Origin of the sequence: Bacteroides ndongoniae, assembly GCF_900108345.1 — a bacterium.
In the GTDB taxonomy this organism is placed as follows: domain Bacteria; phylum Bacteroidota; class Bacteroidia; order Bacteroidales; family Bacteroidaceae; genus Bacteroides; species Bacteroides ndongoniae.
On sequence record NZ_FNVV01000014.1, the window covers coordinates 628,435 to 648,054 of the forward strand.

18 protein-coding genes are annotated in these 19,620 nt (G+C 45.6%); 3 read left to right on the top strand and 15 right to left on the bottom strand.

Annotation, left to right across the window (positions count from 1 at the left end):
- Window positions 1-9 precede the first annotated feature (9 nt).
- The 10 genes from atpA to BQ5591_RS13635 all read right to left on the bottom strand — a co-directional run bounded on the left by atpA (window position 10) and on the right by BQ5591_RS13635 (window position 10,036).
- Complete coding sequence (atpA, locus tag BQ5591_RS13590) at window positions 10-1,593, bottom strand: F0F1 ATP synthase subunit alpha (protein WP_113740920.1); 1,584 nt, start codon at window positions 1,591-1,593, stop codon at window positions 10-12.
- A gap of 56 nt (window positions 1,594-1,649) precedes the next feature.
- Window positions 1,650-2,210, bottom strand: a complete 561-nt coding sequence (locus tag BQ5591_RS13595; RefSeq protein ID WP_071149764.1) for a F0F1 ATP synthase subunit delta — start codon at window positions 2,208-2,210, stop codon at window positions 1,650-1,652.
- A 92-nt stretch (window positions 2,211-2,302) separates the two neighbouring features.
- On the bottom strand, window positions 2,303-2,815 hold the full coding sequence (gene atpF, locus BQ5591_RS13600) for a F0F1 ATP synthase subunit B (protein WP_022163426.1): 513 nt from the start codon (window positions 2,813-2,815) through the stop codon (window positions 2,303-2,305).
- A 151-nt stretch (window positions 2,816-2,966) separates the two neighbouring features.
- Window positions 2,967-3,224: an ATP synthase F0 subunit C gene (atpE, locus tag BQ5591_RS13605; protein WP_022163427.1), complete on the bottom strand. Its 258-nt coding sequence runs from the start codon at window positions 3,222-3,224 to the stop codon at window positions 2,967-2,969.
- Window positions 3,225-3,254: 30 nt separating this feature from the next.
- Window positions 3,255-4,340: a F0F1 ATP synthase subunit A gene (gene atpB, locus BQ5591_RS13610; RefSeq protein WP_394331819.1), complete on the bottom strand. Its 1,086-nt coding sequence runs from the start codon at window positions 4,338-4,340 to the stop codon at window positions 3,255-3,257.
- Between the two features lie 91 nt (window positions 4,341-4,431).
- Entirely contained in the window at window positions 4,432-4,851 is a 420-nt protein-coding gene (locus BQ5591_RS13615) for a hypothetical protein (RefSeq protein ID WP_071150728.1), read from the bottom strand.
- A 68-nt stretch (window positions 4,852-4,919) separates the two neighbouring features.
- Complete coding sequence (gene atpC / locus BQ5591_RS13620) at window positions 4,920-5,165, bottom strand: ATP synthase F1 subunit epsilon (protein ID WP_022163430.1); 246 nt, start codon at window positions 5,163-5,165, stop codon at window positions 4,920-4,922.
- 5 nt (window positions 5,166-5,170) lie between these two features.
- Window positions 5,171-6,691, bottom strand: coding sequence for a F0F1 ATP synthase subunit beta (atpD, locus tag BQ5591_RS13625; protein WP_071149766.1), 1,521 nt, complete (start codon window positions 6,689-6,691; stop codon window positions 5,171-5,173).
- 576 nt (window positions 6,692-7,267) lie between these two features.
- Window positions 7,268-8,434: a formate-dependent phosphoribosylglycinamide formyltransferase gene (purT, locus tag BQ5591_RS13630; protein WP_022163432.1), complete on the bottom strand. Its 1,167-nt coding sequence runs from the start codon at window positions 8,432-8,434 to the stop codon at window positions 7,268-7,270.
- Between the two features lie 84 nt (window positions 8,435-8,518).
- On the bottom strand, window positions 8,519-10,036 hold the full coding sequence (locus BQ5591_RS13635) for a DUF4301 family protein (RefSeq protein WP_022163433.1): 1,518 nt from the start codon (window positions 10,034-10,036) through the stop codon (window positions 8,519-8,521).
- Window positions 10,037-10,142: 106 nt separating this feature from the next.
- Between BQ5591_RS13635 and BQ5591_RS13640 the strand changes: the two genes are divergently transcribed.
- The gene (locus BQ5591_RS13640) at window positions 10,143-12,362 is read left to right on the top strand and encodes a RelA/SpoT family protein (RefSeq protein ID WP_022163434.1); all 2,220 of its coding nucleotides are present in this window, start codon (window positions 10,143-10,145) and stop codon (window positions 12,360-12,362) included.
- A 2-nt stretch (window positions 12,363-12,364) separates the two neighbouring features.
- The gene (locus tag BQ5591_RS13645) at window positions 12,365-12,739 is read left to right on the top strand and encodes a diacylglycerol kinase family protein (protein WP_022163435.1); all 375 of its coding nucleotides are present in this window, start codon (window positions 12,365-12,367) and stop codon (window positions 12,737-12,739) included.
- A gap of 20 nt (window positions 12,740-12,759) precedes the next feature.
- Here the strand turns inward: BQ5591_RS13645 and BQ5591_RS13650 are convergent, their stop codons facing one another.
- From BQ5591_RS13650 to BQ5591_RS13670, 5 genes are all read right to left on the bottom strand, one after another.
- Window positions 12,760-13,731, bottom strand: coding sequence for an MFS transporter (locus BQ5591_RS13650; RefSeq protein WP_071149767.1), 972 nt, complete (start codon window positions 13,729-13,731; stop codon window positions 12,760-12,762).
- Window positions 13,712-14,533, bottom strand: a complete 822-nt coding sequence (gene panB, locus BQ5591_RS13655; RefSeq protein WP_071149768.1) for a 3-methyl-2-oxobutanoate hydroxymethyltransferase — start codon at window positions 14,531-14,533, stop codon at window positions 13,712-13,714. The genes BQ5591_RS13650 and panB overlap by 20 nt, the downstream gene beginning before the upstream one ends.
- Window positions 14,534-14,606: 73 nt before the next feature.
- Window positions 14,607-15,257, bottom strand: a complete 651-nt coding sequence (locus BQ5591_RS13660; protein ID WP_071149769.1) for an HAD family hydrolase — start codon at window positions 15,255-15,257, stop codon at window positions 14,607-14,609.
- Between the two features lie 177 nt (window positions 15,258-15,434).
- On the bottom strand, window positions 15,435-16,292 hold the full coding sequence (locus BQ5591_RS13665) for a glycoside hydrolase family 25 protein (protein WP_394331808.1): 858 nt from the start codon (window positions 16,290-16,292) through the stop codon (window positions 15,435-15,437).
- A gap of 159 nt (window positions 16,293-16,451) precedes the next feature.
- A complete protein-coding gene (locus BQ5591_RS13670) occupies window positions 16,452-18,098 on the bottom strand; it encodes a diphosphate--fructose-6-phosphate 1-phosphotransferase (protein ID WP_071149771.1) in 1,647 nt (548 codons plus the stop codon).
- 156 nt (window positions 18,099-18,254) lie between these two features.
- Here BQ5591_RS13670 and BQ5591_RS13675 point away from each other — a divergent pair, with 156 nt between their 5' ends.
- Window positions 18,255-19,604 (top strand): DUF3667 domain-containing protein, encoded by a 1,350-nt coding sequence (locus BQ5591_RS13675; protein ID WP_071149772.1) that lies wholly within the window; start codon window positions 18,255-18,257, stop codon window positions 19,602-19,604.
- Window positions 19,605-19,620 lie beyond the last annotated feature (16 nt).

Genomic DNA, 19,620 nt, shown 5'->3' on the forward strand with positions numbered 1-19,620 from the left:
TTATTACGGTCAGCTGAACATTTTTGCGACCATTGCTGCCGTCTCTTCGATCTTCTGAGTCACTTCGTCATTGATGACACCTGTCTTCAGTACATCGAGAACATCGTTCCGGTGATTCATTTCGAGCTGTTCAAGGAAACTGCGCTCAAACTCCTTCACTTTGTCCAGAGGCACATCTTTCAGCAATCCGTGTGTACCACAATACAGAATAGCCACCTGCTTTTCGACAGGCATCGGGCTGTACTGAGGCTGTACCAGCAAACGGGTATTCTTCTGTCCCTTATCGATAGTCAGCGCGGTAACGGGGTCCATATCGCCACTGAACTTGGTAAATGCTTCGAGTTCGCGATACTGAGCCTGGTCGATCTTCAACGTACCGGCCACTTTCTTCATCGCCTTGATCTGTGCATTACCACCGACACGGCTCACCGAAATACCGACATCAATAGCCGGACGGTTGCCCTGATTGAACAGATTGGTATCAAGGAAGATCTGTCCGTCGGTGATAGATATCACATTGGTCGGGATATATGCCGATACGTCGCCGGCCTGCGTTTCAATGATAGGCAAGGCTGTCAGTGAACCGCCGCCTTTTACTTTTCCGCGCAGACTGTCGGGCAAGTCGTTCATCTGGCATGCTACTTCCTGCTGGTTGATGATTCGTGCCGCACGTTCCAACAGACGTGAATGCAGGTAGAAAATATCACCCGGATAGGCCTCACGTCCGGAAGGACGACGCAAAATCAATGATACCTCACGATAGGCAACCGCCTGTTTGGAAAGGTCGTCATAAACAACCAAGGCATGACGGCCGGTATCGCGGAAATACTCGCCGATAGCAGCACCGGCAAAGGGGGCATAGTACTGCATGGCTGCAGGATCGCCAGCCGTAGCGGCTACCACAATGGTGTAGTCCATGGCTCCGTGCTGACGCAAGGTGTTGACAATAGAGGCTACAGTCGAACCTTTCTGGCCGATGGCTACATAAATACAATATACCGGATCGCCGGCTTCGTAATTGGCACGCTGGTTGATGATGGTATCAATGGCAATGGCAGTCTTACCTGTCTGACGGTCGCCAATGATCAGCTCACGCTGTCCGCGGCCGATAGGAATCATGGCATCCACCGCCTTCAGACCAGTCTGCAAAGGCTGATTTACCGGCTGACGGAAAATAACTCCCGGTGCCTTACGCTCCAACGGCATTTCGCAAAGTTCACCTCCAATCGGTCCTTTGCCATCGAGCGCAACACCCAACGGGTCTATCACACGTCCTAACATTCCCTCTCCTACCATAATAGAGGCAATACGCTTTGTACGTTTCACGATGAATCCTTCCTTTATCTTATCGGTAGGACCCAGCAAAACGGCACCCACGTTGTCCTCTTCCAAGTTCATCACGATAGCCTTGACACCGTTGTCGAACTCCAGCAACTCGTTGGCTTCGGCATTGCGCAGACCGTAGATACGTGCCACGCCATCGCTGACCTGCAACACCGTACCAACCTCGTCCAGCTGCACCCGGGTATCAATGCCTTCCAGTTGCTTGCGGAGGATATCGGAAACTTCGCTTACTTTTATATTTTCAGACAACATTTTATTCCTTTTTAAAAAGACCGGCATTATCGTCAGTCAAACACCAGTCGCAATTAAACGATTCTTCTATTCTTATCAATGAACTGCTCTTTCACTTTCTTCAACTGGGTCGCAATGCTCGCGTCCAGACGGAAATTGTTAACGTCAAAGATAAATCCACCCAAAACTGACGGATCTACCTCGGTCTGCAACTCCATGCGGGCATGCAACAAGGTAGAGGCACTGTTTCTGATACGTTCTTCCTCTTCCTTAGTTACAGGTACAGCAGTTATCAACTTGGCCACTCCAATGTGTTTGCTCTTCCGGTATAAATCCAAAAAGGCCAAACAGATGTATCGGAGCATGCTTTCACGGCCATTCTTCAGCACCAATGTTATAAAACGGCTGAATTCATGACTTATTGGAGCATCTCCGGCAGCAGCCGTACTGATAAGCGAATACTTCTCACGTATCGTCAAAATGGGATTATCCAACGCAGCATGTAAATCCGCATGATTCTGAAAACTATGTTCGAGCATACGCACACATGCGTAGACCGAATCTTCCGTTTTCGTATCCTGGGCGTATTTCATGAGTGCTTTGGCATACCGCACTGAAACAATTCCTATATCCATCTTATCTAAATTCAACTACAGAATCGCAATTCCTGATATAAGTCGGAAGTTCCGAAGAAAGCATTCCTTTCATCAGGAATTACAATTCAACATTAATTCTGTTTATTTCTCGAAGCAGCCAAAATTTCATCCAGCATACGGTCGATCATGCCCATCTGTTCGTCTTTATCATCCAGATTCTTGCGGATAACCTTCTCTGCAATATCTACAGAAAGCATGGCCACCTGACGGCGGATATCGCGTATGGCTTCTTCTTTTTCAAGCTGTATCTGTCTTCTTACCTCGTCCAGTTCCTTCTGCGCAGCGACTTCTGCTTGTTTACGGGCTTCGACAATGATTTTGTCGCGCTCGTGCATCGCTTCCCGAAGGATGCGTCCTTGTTCCTTATTGGCGGCAGCCACCAGTTGCTCACTTTCTTCTTTCAGTTTCGAAAGCTGAGCGTTCGCCTCGCGTGCTACTGCCATAGACTGGTCGATGTATGTCTTACGGCCTTCAACCATCTTGGTTATCACCGGAAAGCCATACTTCGCCAACACTACAAACACAATGCCGAACGAAAGAAGCATCCAGAACAGCAGACCACTATCGGGTAATAACAATGACATATTTCTAACTATTTAGTTTCTCGGTTTCCGGATTCATAAGCTTGTCAGTCCTTCGATGTTTCAACACCATAACGGAAGAACTTACGCACCTTTAACCCGGCAACTTACAAATTAAGAATTATCAATTGAAACAGGAGGTACCCTCCGGTCATTACAGGAAGAATACCAACAGACACACAACGACTGCCAACAGAGCCACACCTTCAATCAGAGCGGCAGCAATAATCATGTTCATACGGATATCTCCTGATGCCTCGGGCTGGCGACCAATGGCTTCCATAGCGGAGCTACCAATTTTACCAATACCAAGACCGGCACCAATTACAGCAATACCAGCACCTAATGCTGCACCTAATTTGCTGACTCCCACACCTGCCGCAGCGGCTTGTAATAATACTGATAGTAACATAGTTTTCTAAATTTTTAAATGGTTATTTTTTTAGTTATTCAATTCTCGTATTTCTTTTTCTGTTTTTATCTCTTTCTTTTCTTCATGTTCCGCCTGCGCCAATCCGATGAACACGGCCGACAGCATGGTAAACACATAAGCCTGGATAAAGGCTACCAGCAGCTCCAACGCATTCATAAAGATGTTGAACAGCACCGAAGCAAACGTCAACGAACCGTTCAGTACAGGTCCCATGCTGGCCGATATGAATATCAGACTTGTCAGTACTAGCATGGCCATGTGACCGGCCAGCATATTGGCAAAAAGACGGATCATCAAGGCAAACGGCTTGGTAAACACACCGAAAAACTCAATCAGGGGCATCATCGGGAAAGGTACCTTCAGCCACCAGGGAACATCGGGCCAGAATATGTCTTTCCAGTATGCCTTGTTGCCGAACAGGTTGACCGCAATAAAGGTACATACGGCCAACACCATCGTAACGGCTATGTTGCCCGTCACATTGGCACCACCCGGGAAGAAAGGAACCAGCCCCATGAGGTTGTTGATGAATATAAAGAAGAAAGCTGTGAGCAAATAGGGAGCAAACTTATGATATTTGGGTCCCACACAACTCTTGATAACATCATCGTTGACCATCATGATAAACATCTCCATAAAGCCGACAAAACCTCCGGGAGCCTCACTGTCCTGCGGGTGTTTCTTATACCAGCGTGCCACGCTCAGAATGATAATCATCAGCAGCAGGCTATTGAATATCAGTGCAAAGGCTACTTTGGTAATCGAGAAATCCCACGGGCGTACTTCATTGCCCTGGGCATCATACTCTACGAGCTTCCCTTCGTAACGGCTGCCTTCGGGGGCAATGGAAAGGCCTTCGTATGACCCGTTATTCTCTTCGAGCCGGGCCGATGAGAACACATGCCATCCGGTTGTCTGGCTGTAGACAATAATAGGCAGAGGGACAGTGACATGAGTTTTTCCCCACGTAGTAATGTGCCACTCATAGGCATCGCCGATGTGTCCGAAAACAATTTCTTTCACATCAACTGTACCTTCTTCCTGTTCCTTTGCTGCAGATTCGCTCTTTTGTACGACAGTCGTGTCGGCCGCCATCTGACTGGCGGGAGTCACCGCAGCCACAGTGTCGGCATACACCGTTTCCGAAAAGAGGAATCCCATCAACAGGATTATTACGAACCACGTATTATGCTTTCGTTTCATCTTTCTTACTTTTTTTCGCTTTACGGTTCATTTCGAACGTGAAGAAGAACCATGAATCATATATCAAATAAATCAGATAATTTGCAATAAACGTCAGCAAAAAAGCCCGGATTTCCTCACGGACAGCAACGCAATAAATAGCCATCACAATGATGGCAAACAGCATCCGCATCACTTTCAGCAGCAAGTAGATCTGCAACATCCACTTGGGAGAGTGCTTGCGGCACATTTCCGTCATGCTGATAGTAAACACTCCGAAGACAAAAAAGAATACAGGAATAATGGGATAGCCTCCAAAATAGTGATGAGGAAAGAAAGAAAAATAGATTCCGCCTCCACACACACCAATCAGCAATGTCAGCAAAGCCGATTGTAACAAATAATTACGTTTAGTTATACTAATGCTCACTTTTTCCTGTATTTTGATTTAAGTCCTCTCTCTTTTTTTACTATCTTAATCCGGCATCTTTTTTACTCGATGCAAACGGAAACGGTGTCATTGCTCATTTCGATAAAGCCTCCATGAATCTCCTGCGAATGCTCTTTACCATCTTTCGTCACGTAGGAGACCAATCCGGCCTTCAGTGACGAAACGATGGGTGCATGTTGCGGCAGTATGGTAAACGACCCCATCGCACCCGGCAATGTAACGCTGTCTACTTCTCCGTCAAAGATTTCCTTCTCGGGCGAAACAATATTTAAATGCAAATCCTTCATTTCCGTTATCTCTTAGCCTGTTCCAACAGTTTCTTGCCTTTCTCGATTGCTTCTTCAATGGTTCCGACATTCAGGAAAGCCGGTTCCGGCAAATAGTCCACTTCGCCGTCAAGAATCATCTTAAAGCCTTTAATCGTGTCTTCGATAGAAACCATCGTACCGGGAACGCCGGTAAACTGTTCGGCCACAGCAAATGGCTGTGAAAGGAAACGCTGTACGCGACGGGCACGGTTCACCAGCGTGCGGTCGGCATCCGACAGCTCTTCCATACCAAGGATGGAGATGATATCCTGCAATTCCTTGTTACGCTGCAGAATCTGCTTCACACGTTGTGCCACGTCGTAGTGTTCCTGACCTACAATGTGCGGATCAAGAATACGCGAAGTAGACTCCAACGGATCTACGGCAGGATAAATGCCCAATTCCGTAATCTTACGGCTAAGTACGGTTGTTGCATCCAAGTGGGTAAAGGTTGTAGCAGGTGCAGGGTCGGTCAAGTCGTCGGCCGGCACATATACAGCCTGTACGGAAGTAATAGAGCCGTTGCGTGTAGACGTGATACGTTCCTGCATGGCACCCATTTCCGTAGCCAGTGTCGGTTGGTATCCTACAGCCGAAGGCATACGTCCCAACAAAGCCGATACTTCGGAACCAGCCTGGGTGAAACGGAAGATATTGTCGATAAAGAACAGGATATCGCGCGGTCCGTCTGTTTCAGCACCACGGTCGCGGAAGGATTCAGCTACCGTAAGTCCTGACAGGGCTACGGACTGACGTGCTCCAGGGGGTTCATTCATCTGACCGAATATCAGCGATACCTGCGACTTGGCCACTTCATTATAATCGACCTTGGACAAGTCCCAGTTGCCTTCTTCCATACTCTTCTTGAATTCTTCACCATAACGGATAACACCGGATTCGATCATTTCCCTCAGCAAGTCGTTACCTTCACGGGTACGCTCACCTACTCCGGCAAACACGGAGAAACCGTGCTGTTTCTTGGCGATGTTGTTGATCAGCTCCTGGATGAGCACCGTCTTTCCTACACCGGCACCACCAAACAGTCCGATCTTACCACCTTTACTGTAAGGTTCGAGCAAGTCGATTACCTTAATACCTGTATAGAGAACTTCCTGAACAGTTGTCAAGTCTTCAAACTTGGGCGGTTCGCGATGGATAGGATAAGCTCCCGTACGGTCCAATTCCTTCATACCATCGATAGAGTCACCCACCACATTCATCAGACGGCCCTTAATCTGGTCGCCTACCGGCATGGTAATCGGGCCTCCCAACGGGTATACGTTCATACCACGTTGCAAGCCATCCGTACTGTCCATGGCTACAGTTCGTACTGTATTCTCACCAATATGTTGCTGTACTTCGACTATCAGTCGTTTCCCATGCGGACGCTTGATCTCCAATGCGTCATGAATGCTTGGCAGCACCAGTTCAGTCTCTGTACCTTCAAAATAGACGTCTACAACAGGTCCAATCACCTGCGAGATATGTCCGACAATCTGTGACATAAGCTTTTTTTTATTATCGTAATTAACTTCGTCACAAATTTACGAACAAATTGCATGTGGTTGTTCTTCCCAATAAGATTTTTTGGACAAAAAATACTTTTTTGAATGATTAAAGGTAGAAAAAGGACATTTTAATGCAAGAACTGCAACATCAGTTAACATTGGATATGATGGGATAAAGCCGTATCTCCATGCCGCCCCAAAGAGAGATTCTTTCCAGTTAGCCAATATTTCTTTCCTAACTAGAGAAAATTATTTTCCTAACTGGGAAAATATTTTTTCCTAACTGGGAAAAAATCGGGCCAGTCAGCCCAGCAAAATTCAGGCCATACGACTCTTTTCACACATACAGAAAAAGAGGAGGTGTCAAAGCCAAAAGTGGCTGACATTTTGATATATTTTAGGCACGGATTACACGGAGGAACGCAGAGAAAGAAGAATAATCATCCGCAAAATTCCGTGTAATACGTGCCTAAAGGAAAGCGGTTCCTTAATCTGACGCACTTTCCTGTTGCCGACATGCTGATAACAAAACCCTTTTCAAGGCTTTTTAGCTTATTCAGGATGGAGCGGCACTTAATAAACCTCTACCCTGGCTGCAATGCTCTTTGTCTTGTCACGCAAAGCATCCAGATCGCTGCCTAGAGGCGCATAGCACAATACGACTCCCATACGGCGATTGACACGTGTAGTAGGCTTTCCGAAAATCCGCAAATAGGTATCCTCTTCTTTAGTGACTTCTTCCAGTCCTCTATAATTAGGCTGCTCCTGGCTGGCTATCGGCGAAAGGATAACTGCACTGGCACCCATACGCTCCAGTTTGATGCCAGGAATGGGCAAACCTAAAACAGCACGCAGGTGCAGTTCGAACTCATTCAGGTTTTGAGTACCGGCCAGTGTAACCATGCCTGTGTCATGAGGACGCGGAGACAATTCCGAGAAATACACACCATTTTCATGGCTCAAGAAGAATTCCACTCCCCATATACCGTAACCGGTCAAAGCTCTGGTCACCTTTTCAGCCATTTCCTGTGCCTCTTTCAAATGTGCCGGATCGATGTAAGCCGGCTGGAAACTTTCACGATAGTCTCCGCCTTTCTGCACATGTCCGATGGGAGGACAGAACAACGTAGGACCATTCTTCTGAGTGACGGTCAACAGCGTAATTTCACTATCGAAGTGGATGAATTCCTCGATGATCAGTTCCTTTATATCTCCGCGGCTTCCGCTGCAACCATACTCCCAGGCATGTTCCAGTTCGTCGGCACTCTTGACCAGCGACTGACCCTTGCCCGAAGAAGACATCAAGGGTTTAACCACACAAGGGAAGCCAATCTTTTCGGCAGCAGTTTTCAACTCTTCCAACGATTTGGCATAATAATACTTGGCAGTCTTCAATCCCAATTCCTGTGCAGCCAAATCGCGGATGGCCTTACGGTTCATCGTATAGTTCACGGCTCGTGCACTGGGTACCACCTGAATGCCTTCTTTCTCGAAATCGTATAAACGTTCCGTACGGATAGCTTCGATTTCCGGCACAATGATATCCGGATTGTGCTTACGTACTGCGCGCTCCAAAGCATCTCCGTCGAGCATGCTGAACACTTCGCATTCATCGGCGACCTGCATGGCCGGTGCTCCGGCATACGAATCGCAAGCTATCACATATTGTCCTTTACGTTGAGCGGCTATTACAAACTCTTTACCTAATTCACCAGAGCCTAACAACAAAATTTTTTTCATTATCTATCTACTAATTTTATATGCGAGGGTGCATCAAAAATACGCTGCACCCTCCATTCTTTTTCAAATCCAACGAACGAACAGTTATTGATGCTGTTCTCTTAACAAATCGTTCACGGTCTTCACCGGATTGAATGTGCTTAACGGCACTTCTACAAATATCGTGTTCCAGTCACTCATGGCTCCGTTCCACAGTCCGGGAAGTTCCAATGCTTTCAGTTCCTTTCCGTTTTTCGATTTATGGGATATGAATCCGGTCGATTTGTCTACGTACTTCGTAAGGTCGAATTTATGTCCCTTATAGTCGCGCACTGCACAAACCAGGTCTACCGGATTGAAATGAGTTCCCTTTTCGAACATTTCTTTCTTCTGCGGATCGTTCATATCAATCTGCGAACTTTCCAGTATCTGCAACGAAATAGTGCCATCGCTGTTATAGGCCAGGAACGGACCTCCACCGGGTTCGCCTACATTCTTCACCATACCGCATACACGCATCGGACGATTCAGTTTCTTTTTCAGGTAAATAACCAGTTCGGCATCCTCCAGATTCTTCACTTCCGGATTCTTGCAGCAAAGTTTCTTTTGCAAGAACTGCAATACGTCCAGAATCTGTTCATGAGTATATTTCCCGCTGTCCAGCAATTGCAGATATGCAAAAGCCTGTTGTTGCAAGGTAATCAGTACACCTGCTATCAGTTTTTTATATAAAACGGTGTCGCCTTTCAGCTTGTCAGGTACAACGTTATCGATGTTCTTGATAAAAATAACGTCAGCATCCAGATCATTCAAGTTCTCAATCAAAGCACCATGTCCACCCGGACGGAACAGGAGTTGTCCCTTATCACGGAAAGGCTGATTGTTCATATCTGCAGCAATGGTATCTGTGCTCGGTTTCTGCTCAGAGAATGTAATATTATAATCCACTCCATATTTCTTGGCATAAAGAGCAGCCTTTTCCTCGATCAGAGCCTTAAAGAAAGCACGATGTTCGGGAGATACAGTGAAATGTACATTAACCTTGCCATTGCGGTTGGCTGCATACAAAGCACCTTCTACCAGATGTTCCTCTACCGGAGTACGGCTTCCGTCTTCATATTTATGGAATTTCAGCAATCCTTTGGGCAAAGAGCCGTAATTCAAGCCTGCCGATTCCAGCAAAGCTGCTACCACAGCCTTATAGTCGCCCTCGTTCAGCAAAGCAGGAATATCCTTGCCTTTGGTCTTCAGACACGCCGCATTCAAATCATCGTAAAAAGCAAAATGCTCAATCTTCTCAAAGAACTTCTTTTCAAAATCTGTCTGAGGGACATTATAATCAGCGCCCAAAAACTCAAACATATTCTTAAACATGCGGCTGGCCGCACCCGAAGCTGGTACAAATTTTACCACTGTTTTATCAGTCTGTGTATAAGCTTCCCATGCGTCCAGATATGTTTTCTGAACCTCAGCATCGGGAGCCAATATACCATTTTCAACAGAAGCAGCTGCATATAACTTCAAAAAAGGAAAACCTTTCTCAAAACATGCCAACTGTTCTGCAATCTGTTCTTCCGAAATGCCTTTCTTTACAAGCAAATCTTTGTCCTGGGGTGTTATCATATTTATCTAAATTTATTAATTGACCCCCAAAAGTATAAAAAAAATGCAACTGTGATAAGAAAAAACAAGAAAAAAACTACCTTTGGCAAATAAAATACAAATGACCATGGCAACAGAGATTTTTTTCACTACAGATGAGAAAAAAGAACTATTCTCACTTTACCGCAAACTGCTGAAACTTTCGGGTGACACATTGCAAAAGGATGACTGTAAAAAGCTGAAAACTCACCTTATCAATGCCATACAACAGAACTTTATCCAACGGGATATATTCGGCTTGAACCCTATCATCAAGGATATGCAGACAGCGGTTATAACGGCCGAAGAAATCGGTATGCGCCGTGCCTCCATCCTGGCCCTGATGCTGCATGACTCTGTCCGGTGCGGCAGCTATAGCCTCGAACAGGTACAGGCCGAGTATGGAGAAGATGTTGCAAGAATCATACAAGGGCTGATACGTATACAGGAACTGTACACGAAAAGCCCTACCATCGAATCGGAAAATTTCAGAAACCTGTTGCTTACATTTGCCGAAGACATGCGGGTCATACTGATTATGATTGCCGACCGTGTAAACGTGATGCGACAGATCAGGAACAGCGAGAACGACGAGGCTCGCCGACAGGTTGCCAATGAAGCCGCATACCTTTATGCCCCACTCGCTCACAAGCTGGGACTGTATAAACTGAAATCGGAACTGGAAGACCTTTCACTGAAATATACGGAGAAAGAGGTATATTATCACATCAAGGATAAACTGAACGAAACCAAAGCTTCGCGCGACAAATACATTGCCTCTTTCATTGCCCCGGTACAAAAGAAACTGGAAGAGGCCGGACTGAAGTTCCACATCAAAGGACGGACCAAATCAATACATTCCATCTATCAGAAGATGAAAAAACAGAAATGTCCGTTCGAGGGTGTGTACGACTTGTTTGCCATCCGGGTAATCCTCGACTCTGAACGGGACAAAGAAAAGCTGGAATGCTGGCAGGCGTATTCTATCGTAACAGATATGTATCAGCCCAATCCCAAGCGTTTGCGCGACTGGCTGTCTGTGCCTAAGAGCAACGGTTACGAATCGCTCCACATCACGGTAATGGGACCGGAAGGCAAGTGGGTGGAAGTACAGATCCGTACCGAAAGAATGGACGAAATCGCCGAACGTGGTCTGGCTGCCCACTGGCGCTATAAAGGGATAAAAGGCGAAAGCGGACTGGACGAATGGCTGACTTCCGTACGCGAAGCATTGGAAAGTTCGGACAGTAACGGACTGGAAACAATGGATCAGTTCAAACTGGACTTGTATGAAGATGAAGTCTTTGTCTTCACCCCAAAAGGCGACCTGTTCAAACTGGGCAAAGGAGCTACTGTACTCGATTTCGCTTTTCACATTCACAGCAAATTGGGTTGTAAATGCATCGGTGCCAAAGTAAACGGCAAGAACGCCCAACTCAGGCAAGTATTGCATAGTGGTGACCAGGTAGAAATAATGACATCGAATACCCAGACTCCCAAACAAGACTGGCTGAACATTGTAACCACGTCGAAAGCCCGTACCAAAATACGCCAAGCTCTGAAAGAAATGGCTGCCGGACAGCATGACTTTGCCAAAGAGACACTGGAGCGCAAGTTCAAGAACCGGAAGCTGGAATACGATGAAGCCATCATGATGCGTCTCATCAAACGCATGGGTTATAAAGTGGTGACAGATTTCTATCAGGCGATTGCTAATGAAACGATTGACGTCAACGACATACTGGATAAATACATCGAACTGCAGAAAAAAGAAAACGATGCGCATGATGAGGTTGTGTACCGCAGCGCAGAAGGATACAACCTTCAATCTCCCTTGCTTGAAGAAACAAGCAACAAGGAAGATGTGCTCGTCATCGACCAGAACCTGAAGGGACTGGAATTCAAACTGGCACGTTGCTGTAATCCTATTTATGGAGATGACGTATTCGGCTTCGTCAGTGTTACCGGCGGAATCAAAATCCACCGCACCGACTGTCCCAACGCCAGCGACTTACGCGAACGCTTTGGCTACCGTATCGTGAAAGCACGTTGGGCCGGAAAATCACAAGGCACACAATATCCTATCACATTGCGTGTAGTCGGGCATGATGATATTGGCATTGTTACCAATATTACCTCTATTATCTCTAAAGAAATGGGAATTACCCTGCGTAGTATCAGTATTGATTCTCACGACGGACTATTCTCGGGAACACTGACCGTAATGGTTGGTGATACGGGCCGTCTGGAAGCTCTCATCAAAAAACTGAGAACCGTAAAAGGAGTAAAACAGGTATCAAGAAACTGAATATGAAATACGATTTCAAAAAACAGATAAGAAGTTTCGGATATGCATGGCATGGCTTATACAGTTGCATAGGGAAGGAGCAGAACCTTAGCTTTCACCTGATTGCCACTGTATTAGTCATCATTGCCGGATTCCTGTTCCATATCACACGAACCGAATGGCTTGTTATTCTGCTGTGCATCGGTATGGTTATCAGTGCCGAGCTTTTTAATACAGCCATCGAAAGATTGGTAGATCTTGTTTCTCCACAAAGACATCCCATAGCAGGACAGGTGAAAGATATTGCGGCAGGTGCTGTATTGGTATGCGCATGCATAGCAGTCATCATAGGGCTTATTATCTTTATCCCCTATTTAACCGGTTTATTCCAAAAATAAAAAAGAGTGAGAAAATAACATCATCTCACTCTTTTATTTCTATAATACGGACAGGTAGCCACTATAAACATCAGCACTGACACAGCCGTAGTAACACTTCCAATATACAGTGATGTTTCATTGGGCTGCCAGCTTGCTACCGCAAAACCACTTATCATACCGGCATCAATAGCCAGGTTCAGGGTAGTATTGCTCGTTCCACGTTGACAATGCTGCGAAAGCCGGACAAACATACGCACCAAGGGGACGGCGGACAGCAACAAAATCATAACCAACAACAGCAGCCCATACAGCCAAAACGCATCAGCCTCCCATACCACTAGTGAAGCAAATATCCCACAGGCCAGAGTCAGCAAATACACATTCAAAGCCGGCAACCAGGCACGCGGCAATATGAAACGGTCAAGATTGCAGAGCCTCATTCCCATAGGTGCCCGAAACGGTACATGAATACGGCTGGCTTCCAATATGCCCAATACGCCCACTACTGTTGCAACATACAAAACCACTGTAATGGCATATTGCCAGTATAGCCAGAAGCCCAAAAACATACCGACAGCCATTCCAATGCAATTCCAACGTGCATAGGCGACATTCGCCCGGGTACGATTCCCTGATTCGGTCACATCGATGCTCAAGGTAACCCCGGCAGCAGAAGTCAGGCCCCAGCATGCACCCTCTATCAGAGCCAATGCTCCCCATTCCGCCAAACCGTCTGCATAAATATAGCCAAACAATGCAACCAGCAAAATGGCAGCAGGCCATACAAACACGCTTTTCCGATAGCAGGCATCTCCCAAATATGCATTGAACGGTCCGGACAGAAACAAGCCTGCCAGCATCAGCAAATAGAAATACACACCCTCACTGCCCAATCCGACAGTCAACAACGGGAACGGCATATAGGCGGCTGCATGGAGGAAAAATCCTGCCATGCACATCCGCCTGAATCCTGGAGAGAGTTGCGTATGCTCAATATTGTTCTTTTTCATTCGGGAAATCCAAATTCTTTACATCAGAGACATAACAGCTAATAGCGTCAGTCATCACTGTATGCAAATCGGCATAACGACGCAGAAAACGTGGACGGAACCCATTGTTCATACCCAACATATCCTGAACAACCAAAACCTGTCCGTCTACTCCGCCACCAGCACCTATACCAATGACAGGGATAGTCAACTCGCGTGCCACCCGCTCAGCCAAAACTGCCGGGATCTTCTCCAATACGATGGCAAAGCAACCTGCTTCTTCAAGCAAATGAGCATCGCGCACCAGTTTCTCGGCTTCAGCTTCATCTTTGGCGCGTACGGTATACGTACCATATTTATTGATGGATTGCGGCATCAGTCCCAAATGTCCCATAATGGGAATACCTGCACTAAGTATACGTTTCACTGTACCGATGATTTCTTCTCCGCCTTCCAGCTTCAACGCATCTGCATGGCTCTCTTTCATAATACGTATAGCCGATGCCAATCCTTCCATCTCATTACCCTGATAAGAACCGAAAGGCATGTCGACTACTACCATGGCACGTTTCACGCCACGTACTACAGATTTTCCATGATAAATCATCTGATCAAGAGTAATAGGCAATGTAGTCACATTACCAGCCATTACATTCGATGCCGAATCGCCAACCAGTATCACATCTACACCTGCACCGTCTACAATCTGTGCCATAGTATAGTCATACGAAGTCAGCATAGAAATTTTTTCGCCTCTCTGTTTCATTTCTACAAGGCGATGTGTAGTCACTTTACGAGTGTCATCTGAAATATATCCAGCCATTTCTATAAATATTAAGTTATTACTTTTTCATGTACCAAATAAATATAAGTTTCTGCCTCTTCCCTATAGGTTCCTATTTTCGGATTTCGAGCATTTTCTTGTATGTGAAACCTTCGAAATCATTCAAAATATAATGGCAGAACGGAGCGATACTCTCACGGGAGTTGGTTGTAGCCAGTCCGACGACATTCGCCCCAGAAGCCATACCGGCTTTCAGTCCATTGAATGAATCTTCAAAAACATATGTATTTTCGGGCTCAGTGCCAAACACCTCCATCCCCAACAGGAAGCAATCGGGAGCAGGTTTCGAACGGGTAAACATCTCCGCAGTCAGAATCCGGTCGAAAAGTGTCTTCACTTCCGGACAGGCACGGTAAACAGCTCCCATTTTTTTATCATTCGAACTTGTTACAACTGCGATCTTTACATCATGCTTCCGTAAATCTGCAATAAAATCGAGCACACCCGGAATATATTCGTACTTCATTTGTTGCTCGAAGTTATCCAGCTGCTCTGTTATTTTCTGTAATTCCTGTTCTTTTCCCGAAAAGAAATTATCATATATGTAAGTCAACGTCTGACCTTTAATAAGAAGTTCGAGATTGTCCATGGACAAATAGTCTACTCCAATCTTATGCCAGAATATGCTATACTGCTTTTCTGTATCCATGACAACTCCGTCAAAATCGAAAAGAACTGCAATCTTTTTCTGTTCGTTATCCATACTTTTTCCTAAATAAGTAAAACTATACCTTTCTACTTCTGAGCCGGCAAAGATAATGAAAGGTGAGCGCAGAGACAAATGAAAACCAAAGTTTTCAAATTTGACCAAACCTAACTGCATCTTATCTTATCAAAAGGCGCAAATCATCTGTGAACAAAACAGATAAAAATGCCGCAATCACTTCAGTGTCATCCCTGTCAACTCTTCCAATGTTCCATTAAAAACATTCAAATCCACTTCTTCTTCAATACCCGGCACACGCCCTACATCTGTATGTTGCCAGAAGTCCCAACGCCCCCTGTAACGAACAGAGTCCACATAGTAATGAGCAATCCAATAAGGATAGGTATTAAAGACTGAGTCGTTAAGATAGCGTTGCTTGAATTTATACGAAGTATATAAAATAGGCTTAATGCCATAATGCTGTTCTACCCGATTGAGCCATATTTTCACCGAGGCCTTCAATTCATCCACAGTCTTACGGCCAAGAGTTTCCACATCAAGTACCGGTGGCAAGTCTCCACTGTCCAATTGTACGGTATGAATAAAAAAATCGGCCTGTCTCACAGGATCTGTCTGGGGAATAAAATAATGATATGCTCCCCTAACAAAACCATATTCATGTGCTTTACTGAAGTTTCTGGCAAAACAAGAGTCACCATGATCTCCTCCCTCGGTAGCCTTCATAAAAATAAAATGAATCGGGAAATCGGACTGCCTGTTACGTGCCAGCATCGGCCAGTCAATATCTCCCTGATAATGAGAAATGTCAATTCCATGCACTTCGTAACTGCAAGGTATACATACGCCATACCCCTTCCTGCCATAACAAGGCTTCCAACGATAAGCATAAGGACGGACAAAAAACCAATAAAAAGATGCCGAAAGAAACAAAACTATGCATACAGCCAGCACATTGCGCAACCATTTAGGCATCGTACGTGTCTGAGTCTGTCTTTTTACCCTGCGTCCGCCCGAAGAACGGGAAGAAGAAGAGGGCTTACGGCTTGCTGTGTTTCTTTTTTTAGTGGACAAAATATAAACCTTTAATAATAACCTGAAAATAAAAAAGAATTGCCCAAAATCTCTATAAAGCGAAAGACTACAAGGAGGTAAAACGGCATATACCGGTTTACTTGCCTTGTAGCCTATCTACCTGTCAGTCCAGGACTGACAAGCCTTGCTTATAATACATTACTTACCTTGCTCCAGTTGCAATGTCTTAGTAGGCTGATCGCATACTTCTGTAGGTCCGAAGTACTGGATCGGTCCCGGATATACATAATCCGTTTCTTTAGCCCAACGGTCACGCTGTGCGGCGAAAGCCTTGAAAGGAGCACCATCCAGCTTAACCAATGCTTTCTGGATCACAGGTTTCATCTCACCGTTACGGCGTTCCATGTTCATCATCATAGTGATGGGCACACCACCGGCAATCCATTCTTCAGCAGGAGCTGTAGTATTGCGTACAGATGACATGTAACCGGTCTTACCATTAGCAATCAGCGATGCTGCTGTATAACCCAATGAGTAGCAATAGTCTGCATCGAAGTTAGAAGGAGCAGCGCAACGGCCTTCGTAACCGAAGAAGTGGTGCTGAGCAGCAAACTTGCCAACAAACTTGCCTTCGGCTTTCCACTGAGACAACTTAGTTGCAACCATTTCAGACAACAGTTTTTCAGTCTCGATCAGAGATACCTGTACATTTCCGTGCGGGTCACGATCCAAAGTCAGCTGGCGTGCCACGCCTTCGGGAAGGCTTGCATAAATAGCTGAATTTTCAGGAGACAGCTTGCGGATAATATAGTCGCGCTGAGCAGACTTCTTGATCTGTGCAAATTCTTCTGAATTGGCAGCCAGGAAGTCATTCAGTTCGGCAATCAGACGTTTCATGGCAGGAATGAACTCGATCAGACCTTCGGGGATAAGAACCGTACCAAAGTTATTACCTTCGGCAGCACGGGCAGCTACAGCATTGGCAATGTAAGTTACAACATCGTCCAAAGACATGTTCTTTGCCTCTACCTCTTCTGAAACGATACAGATGTTAGGCTGTACCTGCAGGGCACACTCCAAAGCGATGTGAGAAGCCGAACGACCCATCAGCTTGATGAAGTGCCAGTACTTGCGTGCTGAGTTACAGTCACGTTGGATGTTACCGATTACTTCAGAATAAGTCTTGCAGGCAGTATCGAATCCGAAGCTGGTTTCAATCATTTCATTCTTCAAGTCACCGTCGATAGTCTTAGGACAACCGATTACCTGTATACCATAATTCTTGGCTGCATAATATTCGGCCAATACACAGGCATTGGTATTAGAGTCGTCACCACCGATAATAACCAGAGCTTTGATATTCAATTCTTTCAAGATCTCATATCCTTTTTCGAACTGATCTTCCTTCTCCAGCTTGGTACGACCCGATCCGATGATATCAAAACCACCGGTGTTACGATATTCATCAATAATATCAGCTGTCAACTCCATATAATTATGGTCTACCAGACCGCCAGGGCCAAGGATGAAGCCATAAAGACGGCTGTCTTTGTTCAGTTTCTTAATACCGTCGAACAAACCGGAAATCACGTTATGTCCACCAGGAGCCTGTCCACCTGAAAGAATCACACCCACATTAAAAGCGGGGAAGCTGGTAGCTTCATCGGTAGCCTCGAACTTAATCAAAGGCATTCCATACGTGTTAGGGAACAATTTCTTGATTTCTTCCTGGTCAGCAACAGACTGAGTAGCAGCACCTGCCACAGCCTTTACATTTCCTTTCAACGCTTTCGGAAGTTTGGGCTGATAAGCAGCCCTTGCAATCTGCAATGCACTTTTAGTCATATTTATTCAATTTAAAGGTGTATATACATTTTTAAAACCTCGCAAATTTCGGCTTTTTTCGGTAGATTACATAACTTTTGGTAGCGAAAAGTAAGTATCTATCACATTTTTTATATTTTTGCCGCCCGATAAGCAAGGAAATCAATACTACATCGTATGCTAAAAAAGTGGAAAGAATACTGGGAAACACGCTCACGGCGTGTACACCGCAAAATAGAACTTGTCCGTCTGAAACGGATACGTAAAAAGAAAATACCCAAATATTCCTATTGCAAAAACTGTGGCACACCGTTGGAAGGCATGTACTGTTACCGATGCGGACAGTACGCGTTAGATGTCGAGCAACCATTCTGGAAATACATCCGGCAATATTTCGAAAACGTTTATCAATTCGACACCAAGATATGGCGTACCCTGTGGTACATGTTCACGCGCCCAGGCTTTCTTACCGCCGAATTCAATGCCGGCAAAATCAATTCCTACGTTCACCCTTTCCGTTTATATATGTGTATCTCGGTGGTATTCTTCGCCGTATTCTTCATGCTGGTGGGTGAACGGGCAAACGATTTCAACGCCCTGAACGACGGATTGCTCCGCAGTAATATTGTAGAGCAGATGAAGAAATCCGAAACCAAGGCCGATACTACCGTTTACCTGTATCAAGTCCCCCGACTGGTCAAAACCCTCTCACTGCGTTTCAATATGGAAAATGCTGATAGCCTGATACGCTTCCAGCCCGTAGACAATCCTTATGGCCTCTCGCGCACTACCCTTCCCCGCCTGCTGGTTGACTCCTGTTTCCGCCAGACCAAGATCGCGCAACAAGACTGGGATTTCATCAAACAAGCACGTGCCTTAAAAAATCTGAATATAGAAAACTGGATAGACGGCAAGAATTACGGTCCTGACAACGTAGCAGCCATTCGGGCTTTCCGGGTTGACAGTATACGTACAGAAAACGACAGCCTGGTATTGCAACCGCAAAAAGTCTACATTTGGACCGATGACGTAGAGAAAGACGCAGAAGTAGATACTCTGCAAAAGGAACAGTTTACCAACAACGTTGTAGGGGGCCTTTCCAAATGGACACCTTTTTATATGATGTTCCTCCTACCTCTTTTTGCAGCCATGCTAAAACTGTTCTACAAAAGCAAACGTATGCCTTACATGTGGCATTTTGTTCATGCTATCCATCTGAACACCGTCTTCCTCATCCTGCTTTGTGTTCCGCTGATACCGCTTTTCGCATACGGCATCGACGATCTGTTGGCAAACCAGCAGACACTCAACACAGTACAATTGAATTCTCTTCGCATCACCCTTGTCGGTTTCCCCCTTGTCATGTTCATCTATATGCTGGTGTCTTTCCATACAGTCTACCGCCAGGGGTGGGTGAAAACAAGCTTGAAAGCCTTGCTGTTTTTTACCTTGTTCACCCTTATAGCCACGTTGCTGGCTAGTGCCCTATTGTTATGGTTACTGGCAACGGAAGCAGATGCCATATAAATGAGATAAAGAACGA